This window comes from Ewingella allii (assembly GCF_044430645.1).
Classification (GTDB): Bacteria; Pseudomonadota; Gammaproteobacteria; order Enterobacterales; family Enterobacteriaceae; genus Ewingella; species Ewingella allii.
In genome coordinates this window covers 1,140,497-1,157,745 of record NZ_JAWUDN010000001.1, presented here as the reverse complement: position 1 = coordinate 1,157,745, position 17,249 = coordinate 1,140,497, and the positions used below count along the sequence as shown (strand labels likewise).

The following is a 17,249-nucleotide window of genomic DNA, read 5'->3' as shown; positions in this document are numbered from 1 at the left end:
CGTTCCGCTTACTCCGCATGAATGACTTGCACCGGAATGGATTTCATATCCCATTTCCAGTTTGCGGTGGTGGTTTTAATCGGCAGCATTTCAATGCAGTCCGTCGGACAAGGCGCGACGCACAGGTCGCAGCCGGTACATAAATCGGTGACCACAGTGTGGACGGCGCGGGTCGCGCCGACGATGGCGTCAACCGGGCAGGCCTGAATGCACTTGGTGCAGCCGATGCAGTTGCTTTCGTCGATATAGGCCACGGTGCGCACGGGCACTGCTGGCGCGGCGTCATCGCCCAGTGGCTGCGGCTCAACGTTCAGCAGGGCAGCCAGTTTCAGCATCACGGCTTCACCGCCGGGGACGCATTTGTTGATGTTGTCACCGTTGGCGACGGCCTCGGCGTAAGGCTTACAGCCCGGATAACCGCACTGTGCGCACTGGCTTTGCGGCAGAATATCGTCAATCTGATCGACAACCGGATTGCCTTCAACGGCAAAACGGCGCGACGCATAGCCCAGCAGCAGCCCGAAAACCAGTGCCAACGCCGTGAGCGCGCCAATCGCAACCCATAATTCAAACATTAGAATTTCACCAGACCGGTAAAGCCCATAAAGGCCAGAGACATCAAACCGGCGGTGACCAGTGCAATTGAAGAGCCTTTAAAGGGCGCGGGGACATCCGCCACCACCAGGCGTTCGCGGATAGCCGCAAACAGCACCATCACCAGTGAGAAGCCAAGAGACGCGGCGAAGCCGTACAGCGCGGACTGCATGAAGTTGTGCGCCTGGTTGATGTTCAGCAGCGCCACGCCCAGTACCGCGCAGTTGGTGGTGATCAGCGGCAGGAAGATGCCGAGCAGGCGATAGAGCGACGGGCTGGTTTTGCGCACCACCATTTCGGTGAACTGCACCACCACGGCGATCACCAAAATGAAGGCCATGGTGCGTAGATAGACCAGCCCCAAAGGCATTAATACGAAGGTGTTTACGATCCACGAGCAGATATTCGACAACGTGATAACGAATGTTGTGGCCAATCCCATGCCGATCGCGGATTCCAGTTTTTTCGACACGCCCATGAACGGGCAGAGGCCGAGAAACTTAACCAAAACAAAGTTGTTCACCAGTACGGTACCGACGAACAGTAACAAGTATGAAGTCATAACATTGCCTGAAGATTACTGTTAATTACTGTAGAGAGATCCGCGCCTGACGGGCAGGCGCGACAACCGCTAAAGCTAAAAATATTGTCTGAAATAACCTCTCCACAGACAACGGAGTCACTGTAAGGTTATTCCGTGAACGTCTCTTTAACGCGACGAGAACGTTTGAAATAGGGCACTAATAGCGCCGCTGGTAGCAGTGACAGCAACAAATTACGCACCGCCATATCGTCATTGATTGGCGAAAACGCGAAGGCTTTGATAGCCAGCAGCACCGTACACAGCAGCCAGATGGTGAACACCTTTGGCACCACGCGGCGACGTTGGCAGAACTGCAACAGCAGCACGACGGTAAATGCGCCCATTGCCAGCGAGGTCACCACTGAGAAATACCATTGCAAAGTAAAGGCTTGCGAATTAGTTATCAGATATTCGCGCGACTCGGGCACAAACAGCGCCATCGAGAACAGGACCAAGGTCAGCGCGACGCTCAACAGCGTAACAATCAGATAAGCCAGAGGAGCGAGTAACCAGCCGCCAATGCGTTTATATTCCGTTTCACGGGAGATCGGTTGTTGAGACATAATCAGCCTTAAGTTACTTTGGATGCCGAATAAACGGGCGATATAGCCCTATTCAAGGCGCAGAAGTTTACCCTGAGATGTAAACCAGCTCTATCGTATTCATGTGATTGATACCCGAGAGCCTTAGGGATGAGCAATATTGGTTAATCCCTGACAATCAAATGACGCGAAAACGTTCAACAACCGACGCCATAAAAAACGCCTGAGCTTGCTCAGGCGTTATTGTTTGCGGGGAGGTGAAGCCGATTAGTGCAGGGGAACAAAAATCTCGGTGGCGACCACCACCACAATCAGGCCCGCCAGTACCGGCACCGAGGTGCGCTTCACTACTTCAAATGGCGAGATTTTTGCCATACCCGCCACGGCGACCACCACGCCGGAAACCGGGGATATGGTGCGGCCAAGGTTTGAGGCTTGCAGCATCGGTATCACCAAATACTCTGGATTGATGCCCATTTTGGTGGCCAGTTTCGGGATCAGCTCGACGAAAGCGTAAAACGACGCGTTGCCCGAGCCGGTGGTCATGGCCGCCAGCACCGTGATGATCACCAACACCAGCATCATCACCAGCCCGCCGGAACCTACATTTTGCGCCAAACCAATCAGGCTGCTGATAAAGCCTACGGTGCTTAAGCCTTGGGCAAAGACCCCGGCGGCGACCAGCAGCATCACCACGTTGGCGAAAGCGTCCGCCATGCCGCGATAGGCGACGTCCAGCCCGGCGAATACGGCTTTGCCGCTACGATTGCGGAAGGTTTCGATAATCGCCGTCAGCGCCATGCAGATAACCAAAATGGTGATGATGTGCAGGTTCGGCCCCCATTTGCCGTCGAATACCAGCACGCCGACAATCGGGGTAAATGGCAGGATGGCGTAAAACCACGGGGCATTGGTTTCCACGGTGGTGACGGGTGTTTCTTCAATAATCTGCGCCGTGCCGGCTTCGCGTTTGTCGAGGAAACGCTGCCAGAAGAAGTGGGCAATCGCCATCACCACAATGGCGGCGATAGAGATTGGCAGGGTGACTTTAAAAGCGAAATCGACCAGCGGCATGTTGGAAGCTTGCGCGGCCAGCACCACGTCGCCGGAGGTTGGCGAGAGAATGATCGCCGCCGGAGAGGCGCAGATGGCGGCTGCTGCACCGCGACTGATGCCGACGTTGACCATGATCGGGAACAGGGTTGCCATCAGCAGCACGCCAAGGCCGGTGGCCGAAGAGACGGCGAGCGACATCAGGCAGGCGAGAATATAGGCCGCCACCATCAGGATATAGGGGGAGTTGATCATCTGTAGCGGGCGCGAAGCCAGGCGCACCACCACGTCGTTGGCACCGATGTGGGTCATGTAAGCCGCAAAGCCGCACAGCATCATGATCATCATGCCGAGGTCGCCGCCGCGACTCATCAGCAGGATTTTGACATATTCGACGATATCGGTGCTGTTCCAGCCGGTGGATTTAGTGCCTTCCGGCAACACGCTGTGGCCCATTAGGGCGCTGATAATTAACAGCAGCAGCCCGCCCACCATTAGCACGCCGGTGGGCGAATAGCCTTTAATAATGTAGCGGCCTACGATAACGGTTATCACTAGCCCTATAAGCAAGTCCCACATAGATTCAGATCCCCAGAAATAAGAAATAATGATGCATAAATAACGACATGGATAAGCACTGTGCACAATCTGGGCACATAGCGTCTATGATGTTTATCAAGGTAATCATCCATGTTGTGAATAAAAACACTGGGTGATTTATTTATTACGAAGGAGATGAAGATGTCTGAAACGTTGCGCGTCGGGCTGGTCGGGTACGGCTTTGCCAGTAAAACCTTTCATTCCCCGCTGATTGCCGGTACGCCGGGCCTTGAGCTGGCGGTGGTCTCCAGCAGTGACGCCAGCAAAGTGCAGGCGGACTGGCCTTCAGTGCAGGTGGTGGATAGCCCGGAGAAAATCTTCGCCGATGCGACTATCGATCTGGTGGTGATCCCAACCCCCAATGCCACCCATTTCCCGCTGACCCAGCGGGCGCTGGAGGCCGGGAAGCACGTGATTGTCGACAAGCCTTTTACCGTCACGCTGGGCGAGGCGCGCTCGCTGAACATTTTGGCGCAGGAGAAAGGCAAGGTGCTGTCGGTGTTCCACAACCGCCGCTGGGACTCGGATTTCCTCACCGTGCAGGCTTTAATCAATGAAGGGACGCTGGGGGAGATTGTCTATTTCGAATCCCATTACGACCGTTTCAGGCCGCAGGTGCAGCAGCGCTGGCGAGAGAATGACGAGCTGGGCAGCGGCATCTGGTATGACTTAGGTTCACACCTGCTGGATCAGGCGCTGCGGCTGTTTGGCTTGCCGGACAGCATTCAGTCGGACTTGGCCGTGGTCAGGCCGGGCGGCAAGGCGGTGGATTACTTCAATACCACGCTGACCTACGGCCGCCGCCGCGTGGTGCTGCACAGCACGGTTTACGCCTCGGCCGAGACCGCGCGCTTTATCGTGCAGGGGGAAAAGGGCAGTTTTGTGAAGTATGGCCTCGACACCCAAGAAGAGTGCCTGAAAGCCGGGCAGCGCCCACCTCAGGCCAAGTGGGGAGAAGACCCGCGCGACGGCGTGTTGACCTTGAGCTATGAAGGCGTGCTGGCAGATAAGCCTCTGCCCACCTTGCCCGGCGATTATCCGGCTTACTATGCCGGAGTGCGCGACGCCATTCTCGGGCTGGGGGAAAATCCGGTTCCGGCCAGCGATGCTATTCGCGTGATGGAGTTGATTGAGCTAGGTATTCACTCTTCCCATCAGCAAGCCACCTTGAAAGTACCGAAAAGTTGAGCGACATTGATGACTTAGACGCCGCGCATTGCGGCGATTTTTTTGCAAGGAACTCTACATGTCTTGGTTACAGCGACTGCGTATTGATAAATTTCTGCTGATTTTGGTCAGCGTGGTGGTCATCGCATCATTCTTTCCCTGCGAAGGGATCTACAAAACGGTTTTTGAACACCTGACTACCGCCGCCATTGCGCTGCTGTTCTTTATGCACGGCGCCAAGTTGTCGCGTGAGGCGATCATGGCCGGGATCAGCCACTGGAAGCTGCATCTGGTGGTGTTTCTCAGCACCTTTGCGCTGTTCCCGCTGCTCGGTTTAGGGATGAAATGGCTGGTGCCGCTGGGCATTTTAACCCCGACGCTGTACTACGGTTTCCTCTATCTCTGCGCGCTGCCTGCCACCGTGCAGTCTGCCATTGCTTACACTTCGGTGGCGGGCGGTAACATCGCTGCGGCTATCTGTAGTGCTTCTGCGTCGAGCATTCTTGGCGTGTTCCTCTCCCCGGTGCTGGTTGGCCTGCTGATGCACACCCAGGGCGGCAGCAGCAATACGCTGCACGCCATCGGTTCCATCGTGCTGCAACTGATGGTGCCCTTTATTATTGGTCACCTGTGCCGCCCGCTGATTGCCGGCTGGGTGCAGCGCCATAAGAAAATCGTCAATATCACTGACCGTTCTTCGATTCTGCTGGTGGTGTATGTCGCCTTCAGCGAAGCCGTGGTTGAGGGGATTTGGAGCCAAATCGACGGCTGGTCGCTGTTGGCGATTCTGGTCTGTTCGCTGGTGCTGCTGGCGATTGTACTGATTATCAACACACTGGTGGCGCGCTGGCTGAGTTTCAGCACTAAAGATGAAATCACCATTGTGTTCTGCGGCTCTAAGAAGAGTCTAGCGAACGGTATTCCGATGGCCAACGTGCTGTTCCCAGCCTCGGCGGTAGGGGCGATGGTGCTGCCGCTGATGATTTTCCATCAGGTTCAGCTGATGGTCTGCGCGGTATTGGCTCAGCGTTATGCGAAGAAAGTGGCAAAAGAAGACGTCGAGCGGGAAGGCAGTAAAGCGGCTTTAGAGCAGTAAAACAGTCAGTTAGAAAGAGGGGATGAGGCGTTTACCGTCTCATCCCCGTCTCATTAGGCTTTTACTTTAGCGCGAATGGCGTCTTTTTCAGCCTCGCTGAGGAAGGCCATGGTCAAGCCATTCTCCTGCGCCTGACGGATTTCATCAGACGTCAGCCCCGCTGCCGGAGCCGCAACGCGGTATTCGTGCTCAATCTCAATCCCCTGAACCGCCGGGTCATCGGTGTTAATTGACGCCAAAACGCCGTGACGCAGGAAAGTCGCCAGCGGGTGGCTGTCGAGCGCCGCTACGGTGCTGGTTTGGATATTGGAGGTCAGGCAAGACTCGATACCAATCTGGTGCTTGGCTAAGAAGTCCATCAGCTCTGGGTCTTCCGCCGCTTTCACTCCGTGACCGATACGCTCTGCGCCCAGCTCGCGAATCGCCTGCCAGATGCTCTCCGGGCCTGCCGCTTCGCCCGCGTGGACGGTAATGCGCCAGCCCGCGTCGCGCGCACGGTTAAAGTGGCTGAGGAACAGGCTGCCGGGGAAGCCCAGCTCGTCACCGGCTAAGTCCAGCGCGGTGATGCCGTCGCGGTGCGCCAAAAGGCCGTCCAGCTCTTGCAGACAGGCCTCTTCACCGAAGGTGCGGCTCAGAATACCAATCAGGCGCACGTCAATGTCATGCTCCTGACGACCACGACGGATACCATCGATCACGGCTTCGACCACGCCCGCTACTGGCAGATTGTGGGTCATCGCCATGTAATAAGGAGAGAAACGCAGCTCGGCGTAGTGCAGGCCCGCATTGGCGGCGTCGGCGACGTTTTCCTGCGCCACGCGGCGGCAGGCATCGAGATCGCCGAGCACTTTCACGCCCCAGTCGAGTTTCTGTAAGAAGCTGACCAAATCTGGCTCAGTCTTGGTTACCTGAACGTGGGGACGCAGTGCGTCAAGCTCAGTCGCTGGCAGAGTAAGATTAAATTGGCGACCTAAGTCGAGGATGGTTTGAGCGCGAATATTGCCATCAAGGTGGCGATGAATGTCAGTCAGAGGGAGGCGTGTATCAATCATGGGGTGCACTCATTATCGTTTGAAAAGTGCGGGGCATTATAACCGTTGAGAGGGATTTGTGAAATTTTGTTGCGCAACAAAGTGAGAAATAAGCACTTTGTTGCGCGTAAATAGTGCAAAACGGAAGGATTGCAGTGGTTTACGCCTTAAGGGCGCGGATCCCAGCGATTAACTTCTCCACCCCCATTTCGACTTTAGAACGCGGGCAGCCGACGTTCAAGCGCAGGAAACCTTGGCCTTCTGCGCCGTAGGTGTAACCCGGCATGATGGCGACTTTCTGATTATCAATCAGCTCACGCTGCAAGGCTTTGTCATCCAGCTTCAGCGGGCGCAGGTCAATCCACGCCAGATAGGTCGATTGCGGCGGCTGCCAGTTCAGCTCGGGGAAGGCCGCATTGAGGGTGTCGGCGACATAATGCAGGTTGCTCTCCAGATAGCGGCGCAGGGCGTCGAGCCAGACGTCGCCCTGACGATAAGCCGTGACGTGGGCCAGCACGGCTAACACAGCCGGTGAGGAGAGACCGTCGCTGGCTTTAAGCTGGTGCATGTAGGCGTCGCGCTGCGCCGGGTCGCTAATCAAGCCATAAGCCCCGGTCAGGGCTGGAATGTTGAAGCTTTTCGAGCCGGAGGTCAGCAGCGCCCACTGGCCGGTTGCCACTTCATTCCACGGCGTATGGCGGTTATTTCCCCAGATCATATCCATGTGAATTTCATCACTAACTACCCGCACATTGTGCCGCTGGCACAGATCGGCAATCAGTGTCAGATCGGCTTTACTCCACACTTTCCCCGTCGGGTTGTGCGGGCTGCACAGCAGCAACAGGGTGCAATCCGGCGCGGCCAGCTGTTGCTCAAGCAAATCGCTATTGAGCAGCCAGTCATTGCCCTGTTTCTCCAGCGGGCAGGCGATAAGCTTGCGCTGATTGCCGTCAATCACCTTGAAGAAGGCGTCATAGGCGGGAGTGAAGGTCAGAATGCCGTCGCCCGGCTGGGTCCACTGGCGAATCAGCTGCGCGACCATGTAAATCACCGAAGGGCCGTAGACCACCATGTTGCGGTCAATCTGGCTGTTAAAACGCTGCTGGTACCAATGCTCAATCGCGCCCAGAAAGTCATCATGCTGCCAGCGGCTATAGCCCAGTACGCCGTGCTGTAGGCGTTTTTGCAGCGCCTCGAGGATGCAGGGCGCGGTGGCAAAATCCATGTCGGAGATGGTGAACGGCAGCAAGTCAGCACTGCCAAAACGGTCAGCGACGTAATCCCACTGGGTACACCAGGTGCCGTGGCGGTCAACCGGGGTGGAGAAATCAAAAAGGCTTGTGGACATTTTCGCTCCCTGAAATCGGGTCATTCTAGAAGGTGAAAAGGGCGACCTGACGTCGCCCTGTAAGCTTGGATGATTATATGGTGGCCGGTTCCGGCGCGGCGCTATTTTTCGCGTCGCGGATCAGCCAGTCGAGTTCATCTTTCACTGACTGAACTTGAGGACCGATCACCACTTGCAGGTTGTGCTCGTTGAGATGCACCACGCCGATAGCGCGATTGGCTTTCAGCGTCGCATCGTCAACCAGCGACATATCATGCACCGACATGCGCAGGCGGGTGATGCAGTTGTCGAGAGAGACAATGTTGTCCGCGCCGCCCAGCGCGCTAAGGATCACCGGCACGTTGTAGCCCGATTTGCTGTTAGAGGCCACTGGCGCTGCGCTTGGCATAGATTCCGATTCACGGCCCGGCGTTTTGATATTAAAGCGCAGGATAGAGAAGCGGAAAATCGCGTAGTAAGCGGCGAACCAGATAGCGGCCACCACTGGCACCAGATACCACTTGGTGGCCGTACCGTGCAGGATACCAAACACCACGAAGTCGATGATGTTGCCGTCGGTGTTACCGATGGTCACGCCCAGCACGGACATAATGGTGAAGCCCAGACCGGTCAAAATAGCGTGGATGATGTAGAGCACTGGCGCAACAAACAGGAACAGGAACTCGATGGGTTCGGTAGTCCCGCCGACCACGCAGGCCACCACGCCGGAAATCAGCAGGCCTTTAATTTTATGACGATTTTCTGGTTTAGCGCAGTGGTACATTGCCAACGCCGCACCCGGCAAGCCGCCGAGGAAGGCTGGCATTTTACCTTGGGACAGGAATTGGGTGGCGCTTTCAGAGAAGCCGTGGGTGGTCGGGCAAGAGAGCTGGGCTTGGAAGATAGTCAGCGCGCCGCTCACTTCACGACCACAAACGTCCATGGTGCCGCCCGCTTCGGTAAAGCGAATCAGGGCAACCAGAATGTGGTGCAGGCCAAACGGCAGTAACAGACGTTCGCCGGAGCCAAAAATCATCGGCCCAAAAATACCGGCGTCGTGGATCAGGCGACCTAAGCCGTTAATCCCGGCAGCAAAGAACGGCCAAATCAGAGGAATGACCAGACCAACCAGACCTAATACTACGGTCGTGACAATAGGTACAAAACGGGTACCGCCGAAGAACGCTAGCGCATCCGGCAGGCGGATAGTGTTGTAACGCTCATGCAGCACATAGACGATTACGCCGACAATTACCGCGCCAAGAATACCGGTATCGATAGACTGGATGCCGAGGATCATCTGGATGTTGTTGGCTTTGAGGATCAGCGGGTCCACCGTCGGCAGCACGCCGCTGGCGGTCAGGTAGAAGTTAGTCGCCAGATTCAACACGGCGTAACCCACAAAGCCGGAGAACGCCGCGACGCCTTTATTTTCACGCGCCATACCAAGTGGAATGGCAATTGCAAACATCACTGGCAGGAAGCTGAAGGCGAACGAACCGACTTTGCTCATCCACGTGAAGATCAGTTGCAGGATGGGATTACCTAAAGCCGGTAACAGGGTGGTGACATCATTGCTGCTTAATGAGCTACCGATCCCCAGCATAATGCCGCAGAAGGAGAGCAAGGCTACTGGCAACATGAAGGTTTTACCTAAACTTTGGAAAAACTCCCAAAGCGTGACGCGTTGTCTTTTATTGGCTGGCATACTTATTCCCCTGAAGCGAAAAAAATGAACCGGATTAATCTTATGGCGGATAAGATAAAACGTTTTACCTAAATAAATCGTGCTTTGGTTCACATTACTCACGCATGCCCGCAAGATAAGCTTAGCGGTAGATTAAACGTTTAACCTAAAGTCGATTTATTCAGCATGCGGCGGGTGATGCAATAAACCCGCCACTCATGGAGTTTTAATGAAAGAAGTCACAGGATGAGCCAGAAAAAAGTCACCATAATTGATGTTGCCCAGCATGCAGGCACGTCCGTGACCACTGTTTCACTGGTGCTTAGTGGTAAAGGGCGTATCTCTCCAGCCACCGCCGAACGGGTGAATCAGGCCGTCGAGCAGTTGGGGTTTGTGCGTAATCGGCAAGCCAGTACGCTACGCGGCGGGGAATCCGGCGTGGTGGGGCTGATCGTGCGTGATATCTGCGAGCCTTTCTATGCCGAGATGACCGCCGGTCTGAGCGAGATGTTTGAAGCTCAGGGTAAGGTGTTGTTTTTATTGCAAAGTGGTTCGTCAGGCAAAGGCTTAGCGCGCTGCTTCGAGACGCTGTTGACCCATGGCGTTGACGGCATAGTGATTGCTGGTGGAGAGCACGCCCCGGCAGGACTGAAAGAGAAAGCCTGCGAGCAGGGCGTGCCGCTGATTTGCGCCTCGCGCGCCAGCGGCATCGACGGGGTTGATTTAGTGCGGCCCGACAATATGCTGGCGGCAAAAATGGCGACGGAATATTTAATTAAACGCGGCCATAAGCAGATTGCTTATCTCGGCGGACTAAGTGACTCGCTCACCCGCGCGGAGCGTTTGGGCGGCTTTTGCGCCACGCTGGTGCAATACGGGTTGCCATTTCGCAGCGAATGGATCATCGAGTGTGACTATCAGCAGAAGTGCGCCGCCGACGCCGCCGAGACGTTATTGCGCCACTATCCTAAGATCAGCGCCATCGTCTGCCATAAGTCGTCGGTCGCCATGGGAGCCTATTTCGGCGTAATGCGCACCGGCAATCTCATTGGTGGCGGCGCGGTAGATAACTTCTTCCAGCAGCAAATCGCGTTAATCGCTATGGAAGATGCCCCGGAGGCTGAACTCACCGAACCGCCGTTAACCTCCATCGCCAGCTCTGCCCGCGAGATAGGCCACGCCGCCGCTCGAAGATTGCTGCAGAGAATAGGGGGCCAGAACCTCGAAACGCAGAATATTATTGTGGCACCGGGGTTGATCGAGAGGGCTTCAGCGTAAGGGTTTTATGGGCGGCAGCCCTGACCTGCTTTTAAACTCTTTAACGTCAAATTCAAAACCGCGGGCTCGCCGCCCACACTGGCCCAAAGGGTTTTAAACGAAACCCTTTGGAATCCTGCGTTTTTTGCTGCTGGAAGATCGAGGCTGCGCAGGGTCGGAATGGACATGTTTCAGCGGCCACAGTGCTCGTCGCGAAGTGCCGCCGCTTAGGCGGTTCCCTCGCGGCGGGATTACAACCCGCGTAAAAAGCCACGCGGTTTTCCACCTCTTGCTCGGCGTCACTTCTGAACGCGACCTACTGGCATTTACACAGTGCCGTTCCAGTGGAGTGCTGTTCTGCTCAGTAATTAAAAAAAAAGCCCACCGAAGTGGGCTTTTCACTAAAAAAACTCAATTATTACGGCGTATTAGGCGCTACAGGGGCAACTGGTGGAGCCAGCGGGGAGGCTGCTGGAGCCTGGGTTTGTGGCTGAACCGTGCTGCCGCCGAAGATCCCGAACAGACCGGCGAACTCTTGCAGGGTCATCTTCTGGCCGTTCAAATCAACCTGATTGTCGGCGTAGTGGAAGCTGCTGGAGATAGCGTCGTCTTTTAGCGTGGTGATCTTGAACATCTGACCCATAGCTGCCAGACCTTGAACCTGCTGCTTAGCCAGTTTCTCTGCGTCATCGCCGGTATAACCTTCGATTTTCGCCGTCTGGGTGGTCAGCTCGGTGGCCATGGCCAGTGGAATGTTCAGTTTAGCGTCAAGCTTGCTCACCAACTGGGAAATCAGCTGATCTTCAGTCTGAGCCTGAGAACCGGCCGCCGGATCTTTAAGATCTAACTGAAGGGTGAAGGTACTTTCACCTTTGCTGTTCTTCCAGCTCAGTGGGTCGATACTGATGCTTGGGTTGCCTTTCAATAATAGAGGCAGATTATCCACTAACAGCTCAGTAGCCTGCTGCTGGTAAACGGCCGGGTCAATATCACCCGCCTCAGACAACAGCTGCTGTGACTGCTGGTTGTAGCTGTCAGAGAAGGCTTTCAGCGCGGCGGCGTCCAGTTTGTCGATTTTCACCGTCAACTTACCTGAGCCAAAATCGGTATTCTGAATCTTCAGCGCATCAATGGTGTAATCCTGCTGGCCTTTGATATTGCTGCCTTCTTCGCTGAATTTACTGACCAGCTTGAAGTTATCCAAAGAAGCCGCGTCTTTGCCATCAACATTGACAGCCACTTGCTTAATGGTCAGGTTTTGATCGCCGATGCCCACTTTAGACGCGCCCTGATTGGTGTCGCTATCCAAAGAGAAGCCGTTCAGGGTCACTTTTTCTTGCTGACCAAACTGGTTCTGAGAAGTGATGGCGATGCTGTCGCTCTTCGCATCCAACTTCATCTTGGTCAGCTCTTTATCCACCGCGACATTGATGTCCGCGCCGCCGAACTGCAACTTGCTGTTGTTCTTATCGTAATCAACCGGAATGAAGTTGATTGCTGAAGAGCTGTCGCCGTTATAGGAAACGCGCGTATCTGCCGTCACCAGAGACTTGCCCTTGGTCACGTCAAACAGCGGTTTCAGCGTGGCGGTGTTTTCCAGTTCGCTGTGCACTGACGCCATGCTTGGGATCAGATTGAATTTTTTCAGCTGAGCTGCCGGGAAGGGACCGTGATCGATAGTTTCGATAAAGGAGATTTCATCACCGGTTTTCAGCGCGCTGGTGCCAGCAGCGGCGGCCGCGGCATCAGGTTTCAGAATGATGCGCACCTGGCTGCTGAACAGCCCACGGTGGTAGTCTTGATAGGAGACGTTAACCCCGGCTTTCGGGAAAGAGGATTGGATCTGGCTATTCGCGTTGGTCGCCACTTCAGCCATATGCTGCTCAATCATTTTGCCCGTATACCACGAGACGCCTGTCCAGGCCGCGCCAAGTACCACAATGACGCTTACAGCGACTAACGATTTTTTCATAGTTCTGTTCATCCTTAGATAATGTCCCGAAATAAAAAACGCCTTACGGCGCGATTTATTGTGGTGTAAGTGGGGCGTCAATGGCAAATTTTTCACAAAAATGAAGCATTTCGCCTCAACCCACACTTATATTTACTACTTGATTACATCACGTTCAGCATCAAAGCTTATTAAACACACGTGCAATTCGGCCGTTGCCGCTCACTTCAACCGGCGATTCGCTGGCGGAAAGATAACCAGATTCCCCCGGCTTCAGCACCAGCGTCTCTTCACCTTTTTCCAACACCGTTTGACCTTCAATACAGAAGATAATCGCCGCGCTGTTTTGCGCCAGCGTTTGTGGCTCAGGTGACAAGCTGTGAATCGAGAAAGCAAAGTCTTCGACTGGGATCGGGAAGCTCAGCTCAGCGCCTTTTTCCACCGGCGAGGTTAAAAGCTCCCCAGCAGGTTTAGCAGTGAATTTCAGATTGTCCAGCAGCTCGGCGATATCAATGTATTTCGGCGTCAAACCTGCGCGTAACACGTTGTCCGAGTTCGCCATGACTTCCAGCGCCACACCGTTGAGATAGGCGTGCGGCGTTTCGGCATACAGGAACATGCCTTCGCCCGGCTTGAGGGTGATGACATTGAGCAGCAGAGGGGAGAACAGGCCGCTGTCGTCCGGATAGAATTCGCTGATACTGCGGATGGTGTCCCAAGGCTGGCCTTTCTGGTTATTCAGTGCCGATTTCAATACGCCCAGCGCCAGAGACTTTGCCTCGCCCTCAAGGCTCAGCAGGCTGGCGAACAGGGTGCGCAGATGCTCCACATCGGGGTGCGTGAGGAATTCAGCAATATGCGGGTTAGCGCCAGAAACCGGCTGCAACAGCGACACAATTTCACGCAGCTCGCGGAACCCATTCATCGCCTGGAAAGGCGTCAAGGCATAGACCAGCTCAGGCTTATGGTTGGCGTCTTTATAGTTACGTTCGGCGGCATCAATCGGGATACCGGCGGCGTTCTCTTTGGCAAAGCCACACTCCGCCGCACGCTTGCTTGGGTGAACCTGAATGGACAGCGGCTGATCGGCGCAAAGCACTTTAAACAGGAAAGGCAGCTCGCCGAAACGCGCGGCGACTTTCGCCCCTAGCTCTTGCTCCAGGTTGGCGCTAATTTGGCTGCGCAGGGCGATTTCCTGACCGTCGCTTCCTTTAACGTAGGAGCTGCTTTTTGGGTGAGCACCCATCCAAAGTTCGGCCATCGGCTTACCTTCAGGATTGGCAATGCCATAAAGGCTGGTCAATGCGTCGGTGCTGCCCCAGGCGTAGTTTTGTACACCGTTGTTCATTTTTTGCATATTTCGTCCTGAAATCCCCGTTATGCAGGGGATGATGTGAAGAAAATTACTGTGGCGTAGTAAACAATGAGCGCGGGCGGTTAAGCAACTCCTGATGATGAAAAAGTGCGGTAAATGCGAGAAATTATCAATTAGCGATTCTGAAATGCGATGCCTGACCTATACTCGACGAGTCGCCTAAAGAAGATCTGCGTGGCAGTTCCTGGCGGTAAACCTTTGCAAAGCATAAATATTAAATTTCACCAGAAACGAAATTAGGAGAAATATTATGGCGGCAACACGCACTGAAAAGGACTCAATGGGGCCTATCGATGTACCGGCTGATAAACTCTGGGGGGCACAGACTCAGCGCTCTCTCGAGCACTTCCGTATTTCCTCCGAAAAGATGCCTGAGGCACTGATCCACGCCTTGGCACAGACAAAACGCGCGGCGGCCAGCGTCAATCTGGATCTGGGCCTGCTGCCGAAAGAGCGCGCTGATGCGATCATTGCCGCCGCCGACGAAGTGCTGGCTGGCAAGCATCCTACCGAATTCCCGCTGGCTATCTGGCAGACAGGTTCCGGCACCCAAACCAACATGAACATGAATGAAGTGCTGGCTAACCGGGCAAGCGAGATCCTCGGCGGCGAGCGCGGAGAAGGGCGCAAGGTTCACCCGAACGATGATGTAAACAAGAGCCAAAGCTCGAATGACGTCTTCCCGACGGCGATGCACGTCGCCGCCGTCATTGAGCTGCGCGAAACGCTGCTGCCCGAGTTGAAAGAGCTGCACAAGACGCTGGCGGCGAAATCCGAGGCTTTCAAAGATATCGTCAAGATTGGCCGTACCCACCTGCAAGACGCCACGCCGCTGACGCTCGGCCAAGAGATCTCTGGCTGGGTGGCAATGCTGGCCCACAGCATGGTGCACATTGAAGCCAGTATCCCGCACATTGCAGAATTAGCCTTGGGCGGCACGGCGGTTGGCACAGGGTTGAACACGCACCCTGAATACGCGGTGCGTGTCGCCAAAGCCTTGGCTGAAGAGACTAAACAGCCGTTCGTCACCGCGCCGAATAAGTTTGAAGCGCTGGCGACCTGCGACGCTCTGGTGCAAGGCCACGGCGCGTTGAAAGGCTTAGCGGCGTCGCTGATGAAAATCGCCAATGATGTGCGTTGGTTGTCTTCCGGCCCGCGCTGCGGCATCGGCGAGATTTCCATCCCTGAAAATGAGCCGGGCAGCTCCATCATGCCGGGTAAAGTGAACCCAACCCAGTGCGAAGCCATGACCATGCTGTGCGCACAGGTGCTGGGTAACGACGTGGCGATCAACATTGGCGGCGCGTCGGGCAACTTCGAGCTGAACGTCTTCCGACCAATGGTCATTCACAACTTCCTGCAATCCATTCGCCTGCTGGCCGACGGCATGCGTGGCTTTAACGAGCACTGCGCCGTAGGCATCGAACCCGTCCGCGACCGCATCACCCAGCTACTCAACGAGTCGCTGATGCTGGTTACCGCGCTCAACACCCATATCGGTTACGACAAAGCGGCTGAAATCGCCAAAAAAGCGCACAAAGAGGGGCTAACCTTGAAAGACTCTGCGCTGAAACTGGGTTATTTGACCGAAGCCGAGTTCGACGAGTGGGTTAAGCCGGAGGATATGGTGGGGAGCATGAAGTAGGTTGTAAACTTGGGGCAGTTTTGGAGCCCCTTTTTAAATTCAACTTCAAATTCAAGGTCGTGGGCGTCGGCCCACACCGACCAAGGGAGGCGTAAACGCGCCTCCCTTGGAACCCTGCGTTTTTTCTTTTGTGAGATCAAGGCTGCGCAGGGTTGGAATGGACGTGTTTCAGGCACTTTAGTGATCGTCGCGAAGTGCCGCCGCTTAGGCGGTTCCCTCGCTGCGGGATTCCAACCCGCGTAAAATAACACGCGGTTTTCCACCTCTTGCTCGGCGTCACTTCTGAACGCGACTTACAGGCTTCTCAACCGTGCCTTTTCAGTGGGTTTGACTTTGCTCCCTCTCATTTTTAAGGAGAGGGCTGGAAGGGGGGTATTGCAGCAAACTCAGCTCTCAACAACTTGATCAGCCGACCAATCCGTATATAAATGCAGCCGCTTTATTAACAAGTTCAGCGACTGCGCTTCGGGCTTATATTTGTGCTTCACGGCACTCACATCGTAATCATGCAGCTCGCCAAGCTTGGGCACTTGCACATTGGGTGACTTCAAACAGAGGGCTATGAGGGGCAGTGGGCAAGGGTGCTGAACTTGCTTCTGGCTATTGCGATACCACACACGGGCGATGGGCTGGACCTTTACCGGGCGCTTAATCTTCAAAATAGCATGTTCCGGAATGCGCTTTACGTCATTGATTTCACGAGTGACGTTATCCATCCACTGCTCACGGCTGTAAGGCGGCACAGAGCGACCGGCTTTCAGGCTCTTGTCTAACTGGGCCAGAACATCATCGCGGCTGACATTCTTGATGATGTGCTTATTCGCCCAACCGAAGCGAACTGAATCCGGGTCATTCAAATAAGAAATGGTGCGGTAGGCATTCAAGGTAATCAGACCGCGCAGGTGAGTGTGCACAAATTCAAAACGCTGCTCGCGGGCAAGACCGGATTCCACGGTAACAATGTGTTCCAGCTCGGCTTTCAGCTTATTCACTTCCTCTATCAACAGCAGGGCTGCCTGATGTTCAGAAGCATCAACGGCGTAACACAGCACGCCGGGCAGGCGGACAGCGGACTTACTGCTAACATTCTCCCCCTGATGGTGAATAAACAGATTCTGGAAATGCTGCAGCGCCAGCTGCTGCGCGGCTTCACCGACGTAAGGCGTCACCTGAATTCGGTCGGCAGGGTTGTGCTCCTCGCCTTTGGCGATCTCTGGCAGGCTGAATACCCGCGCCTGTAAAAGCTCCAACTGCTTTAACAAACGGCTGAGATCGCCAAGTGCCAGTTCTAACTCATTGAAACAACTGTTCATTCGCCCAATCAGGTCGTAATTCGCCATA

At 55.0% G+C, this 17,249-nt stretch carries 14 protein-coding genes; 4 read left to right on the top strand and 10 right to left on the bottom strand.

The window, feature by feature from the left end:
- Positions 1-8: 8 nt before the first annotated feature.
- The 4 genes from rsxB to dcuC form a co-directional block, all read right to left on the bottom strand.
- Positions 9-575: an electron transport complex subunit RsxB gene (gene rsxB / locus SBO83_RS05535; RefSeq protein WP_396130732.1), complete on the bottom strand. Its 567-nt coding sequence runs from the start codon at positions 573-575 to the stop codon at positions 9-11.
- Positions 575-1,156, bottom strand: coding sequence for an electron transport complex subunit RsxA (rsxA, locus tag SBO83_RS05530; RefSeq protein WP_034790318.1), 582 nt, complete (start codon positions 1,154-1,156; stop codon positions 575-577). Before rsxA ends, rsxB begins: the two co-directional genes overlap by 1 nt.
- A 128-nt stretch (positions 1,157-1,284) precedes the next feature.
- Positions 1,285-1,740 (bottom strand): DUF2569 domain-containing protein, encoded by a 456-nt coding sequence (locus SBO83_RS05525; RefSeq protein WP_185687791.1) that lies wholly within the window; start codon positions 1,738-1,740, stop codon positions 1,285-1,287.
- Positions 1,741-1,986: 246 nt separating this feature from the next.
- Positions 1,987-3,351: an anaerobic C4-dicarboxylate transporter DcuC gene (gene dcuC / locus SBO83_RS05520; protein ID WP_396130730.1), complete on the bottom strand. Its 1,365-nt coding sequence runs from the start codon at positions 3,349-3,351 to the stop codon at positions 1,987-1,989.
- A 162-nt stretch (positions 3,352-3,513) separates the two neighbouring features.
- On the opposite strand from dcuC, the gene SBO83_RS05515 reads away from it, so the two are divergent.
- A complete protein-coding gene (locus SBO83_RS05515; RefSeq protein ID WP_396130729.1) occupies positions 3,514-4,560 on the top strand; it encodes an oxidoreductase in 1,047 nt (348 codons plus the stop codon).
- A gap of 58 nt (positions 4,561-4,618) precedes the next feature.
- Positions 4,619-5,635 carry a bile acid:sodium symporter gene (locus SBO83_RS05510; protein WP_396130728.1) on the top strand — a complete coding sequence of 339 codons (1,017 nt, stop codon included), beginning with the start codon at positions 4,619-4,621 and terminating at the stop codon, positions 5,633-5,635.
- A gap of 53 nt (positions 5,636-5,688) precedes the next feature.
- On the opposite strand, the gene add is transcribed toward SBO83_RS05510, so the two are convergent.
- From add to malX, 3 genes are all read right to left on the bottom strand, one after another.
- The gene (add, locus tag SBO83_RS05505) at positions 5,689-6,687 is read right to left on the bottom strand and encodes an adenosine deaminase (RefSeq protein WP_034790328.1); all 999 of its coding nucleotides are present in this window, start codon (positions 6,685-6,687) and stop codon (positions 5,689-5,691) included.
- A gap of 139 nt (positions 6,688-6,826) precedes the next feature.
- Positions 6,827-8,014, bottom strand: a complete 1,188-nt coding sequence (locus SBO83_RS05500; protein ID WP_396130727.1) for a PatB family C-S lyase — start codon at positions 8,012-8,014, stop codon at positions 6,827-6,829.
- Positions 8,015-8,087: 73 nt separating this feature from the next.
- On the bottom strand, positions 8,088-9,701 hold the full coding sequence (gene malX, locus SBO83_RS05495) for a maltose/glucose-specific PTS transporter subunit IIBC (protein ID WP_353502006.1): 1,614 nt from the start codon (positions 9,699-9,701) through the stop codon (positions 8,088-8,090).
- 225 nt (positions 9,702-9,926) lie between these two features.
- On the opposite strand from malX, the gene malI reads away from it, so the two are divergent.
- On the top strand, positions 9,927-10,958 hold the full coding sequence (gene malI / locus SBO83_RS05490) for a Mal regulon transcriptional regulator MalI (protein ID WP_353502007.1): 1,032 nt from the start codon (positions 9,927-9,929) through the stop codon (positions 10,956-10,958).
- 397 nt (positions 10,959-11,355) lie between these two features.
- On the opposite strand, the gene SBO83_RS05485 is transcribed toward malI, so the two are convergent.
- The gene (locus SBO83_RS05485) at positions 11,356-12,909 is read right to left on the bottom strand and encodes a YdgA family protein (RefSeq protein WP_396130726.1); all 1,554 of its coding nucleotides are present in this window, start codon (positions 12,907-12,909) and stop codon (positions 11,356-11,358) included.
- 160 nt (positions 12,910-13,069) lie between these two features.
- The gene (gene manA / locus SBO83_RS05480; protein WP_396130725.1) at positions 13,070-14,245 is read right to left on the bottom strand and encodes a mannose-6-phosphate isomerase; all 1,176 of its coding nucleotides are present in this window, start codon (positions 14,243-14,245) and stop codon (positions 13,070-13,072) included.
- 268 nt (positions 14,246-14,513) lie between these two features.
- On the opposite strand from manA, the gene fumC reads away from it, so the two are divergent.
- Positions 14,514-15,908: a class II fumarate hydratase gene (fumC, locus tag SBO83_RS05475; protein ID WP_396130724.1), complete on the top strand. Its 1,395-nt coding sequence runs from the start codon at positions 14,514-14,516 to the stop codon at positions 15,906-15,908.
- A gap of 386 nt (positions 15,909-16,294) precedes the next feature.
- On the opposite strand, the gene tus is transcribed toward fumC, so the two are convergent.
- A complete protein-coding gene (gene tus / locus SBO83_RS05470) occupies positions 16,295-17,248 on the bottom strand; it encodes a DNA replication terminus site-binding protein (RefSeq protein ID WP_396130723.1) in 954 nt (317 codons plus the stop codon).
- Position 17,249: the final 1 nt, after the last annotated feature.